General features: G+C 59.6%; 2 protein-coding genes. Both read left to right on the plus strand.

What is annotated here, in order from left to right; translation table 11 throughout:
- Positions 1-1,530: IS21 family transposase (gene istA / locus ACQZ5N_RS26350; protein WP_448734567.1), on the plus strand; the 1,530-nt coding region annotated here is incomplete at its 5' end.
- A complete protein-coding gene (gene istB / locus ACQZ5N_RS26355) occupies positions 1,520-2,314 on the plus strand; it encodes an IS21-like element helper ATPase IstB (RefSeq protein WP_448734568.1) in 795 nt (264 codons plus the stop codon). The genes istA and istB, both read left to right, overlap by 11 nt.
- Positions 2,315-2,386: the final 72 nt, after the last annotated feature.

Consider the following 2,386-nt stretch of genomic DNA (forward strand, 5'->3'; position numbering starts at 1 on the left):
GGACTTTTAAACATCATCCGTCGGATGGCGCTGCGTGAGAAGCAGTCGATCCGCGAGATCAGCCGGCGCACGGGGCTGTCGCGGAATACGATCGCGAAGTATTTGAACGCCGGTACGATCGAGCCAACGTTCACGATACCGGAGCGACCGAGCAAGCTTGATCCTTTTGCCGATAAGCTGGCGGCCTGGCTGAAGACCGAGGCCGGGAGGTCACGCAAACAGCGTCGAACTCTAAAGCAGCTTCATGCCGATCTGGTGGTTCTCGGCTTTACCGGCTCCTATGGTCGGGTTGCCGCCTTCGCCCGTGATTGGCGGGCTGACCGGCAACGTGAGCAGCAGACGACGGGCCGTGGCATATTCGTCCCGCTGTCTTTCCGCCCAGGTGAAGCATTCCAGTTCGATTGGAGTGAGGACTATGCCGTGATCGGCGGCGAGCGCACGAAGTTGCAGGTCGCACATATCAAGCTATCGCACAGTCGGGCTTTTCTGGTCAGGGCCTACCTGCTGCAAACGCACGAGATGCTCTTCGATGCCCATTGGCATGGCTTCCGTGTGTTCGGCGGCGTGCCTGCTCGCGGCATCTACGATAACATGAAGACGGCGGTCGATCGCGTTGGCCGCGGCAAGGAGCGACAGGTCAACATCCGGTTCCTTGCGATGACGAACCACTACGTGTTTGCGCCTGAGTTCTGCAATCCCGCCGCAGGCTGGGAGAAGGGGCAGGTCGAGAAGAACGTCCAGGATGCTAGACCACGGCTGTGGCAACAGATGCCGGACTTCCCTGATTTGCTGTCTTTGAACGTCTGGCTGGAACAGCATTGCCAAGACCTGTGGCAGGAGACACCGCACGGGAGCCTGCCCGGTTCGATCGCGGATGTTTGGGGTGATGAGCAGCCTGCTTTAATGGCATTGCCCGCCATGTTTGACGGCTTCGTCGAGCAGAGCAAGCGGGTCTCGCCGACATGCCTGATCACCTTCGAGCGTAATCGTTACAGCGTGCCAGCATCGTTTGCGAACCGGCCCGTCAGCCTGCGGATTTATCCCGAGAGACTGGTTGTTGCAGCCGAGGGCAATATCCTCTGCGAACATCCGCGGATCATAGAACGCAGCCACGACAAACCACCGCGAACGATTTACGACTGGCGGCATTACCTTGCGGTCATCCAGCGCAAGCCTGGTGCCCTGCGCAATGGTGCGCCTTTCCTGGAATTGCCGCTGGCCTTTCGACAGTTGCAGGCCCAGATGCTGCGTCGCCTGGGCGGCGATCGTGAGATGGCCGATATCCTCGCTCTGGTGCTTCATCACGACGAACAGGTTGTGGTCAGGGCTGTGGAACTGGCTCTGGATCAAGGCGTGCCAACCAAAACACACGTGCTGAATCTGCTGCACATGCTGATTGACGGCAAAACGACCGACGGCCCCGACATCGACACGCCGCAGGCGCTGACCTTGGTGCGTGAACCCAAGGCCAACGTCGAACGTTACGATCGCCTACGTGTCCAGATCATGGGAGGTCGTCATGCGTCATGATCCTGCCAGCGCCGCCGTCGTTATCATGCTGCGTAGCCTGAAGATGTATGGCATGTCTCAAGCGGTCACGGACCTGATCGAGCAAGGTGCTCCGGCCTTCGACGCAGCCGTGCCGATCCTGTCCCAGTTGCTGAAGGCCGAGATGGCTGAGCGTGAGGTCCGGTCCATCGCCTATCACATGAAGGCTGCCCGCTTCCCGGCCTACAAGGACATCTCCGGGTACGACTTCGCCGCCAGCGAGATCAATGAAGCGACGGTGCGCCAGTTGCACCGATGCGAGTTCATCGACGGAGCGCAGAACATTGTCCTCGTCGGCGGACCGGGCACAGGCAAAACACACGTCGCGACCGCTCTCGGCGTCCAGGCTATCGAGCATCACCGCCGAAAGGTCCGCTTCTTCTCAACCATCGAACTGGTCAACGCGCTCGAGCAGGAGAAGGCAAAGGGCAAGGCAGGCCAGATCGCTGAGACGCTGGTTCGTCTCGATCTGCTGATCCTCGATGAACTCGGATACCTTCCGTTCAGTGCCTCGGGCGGAGCGCTGCTCTTCCACTTGCTGAGCAAGCTCTACGAGCGCACCAGCGTCATCATAACCACCAACCTCAGCTTCAGCGAATGGGCCACCGTCTTCGGCGACGCCAAGATGACCACCGCTTTGCTGGACCGCCTGACCCACCGTTGCCACATCCTGGAAACCGGAAACGATAGCTTCCGCTTCAAGGCCAGCTCGGCTGCAGCCGCACAGAAGAGAGGAGAAAAGGCCAACCCCTTGACCAAAGCCTGATCAGAAAACCATACTCAGAGGTGGCTCACTTCTCGGTGGAAAAACCGGCTCAGTTCCGCGTGGAAACCAACA

The organism is Agrobacterium sp. 22-221-1 (assembly GCF_053522445.1).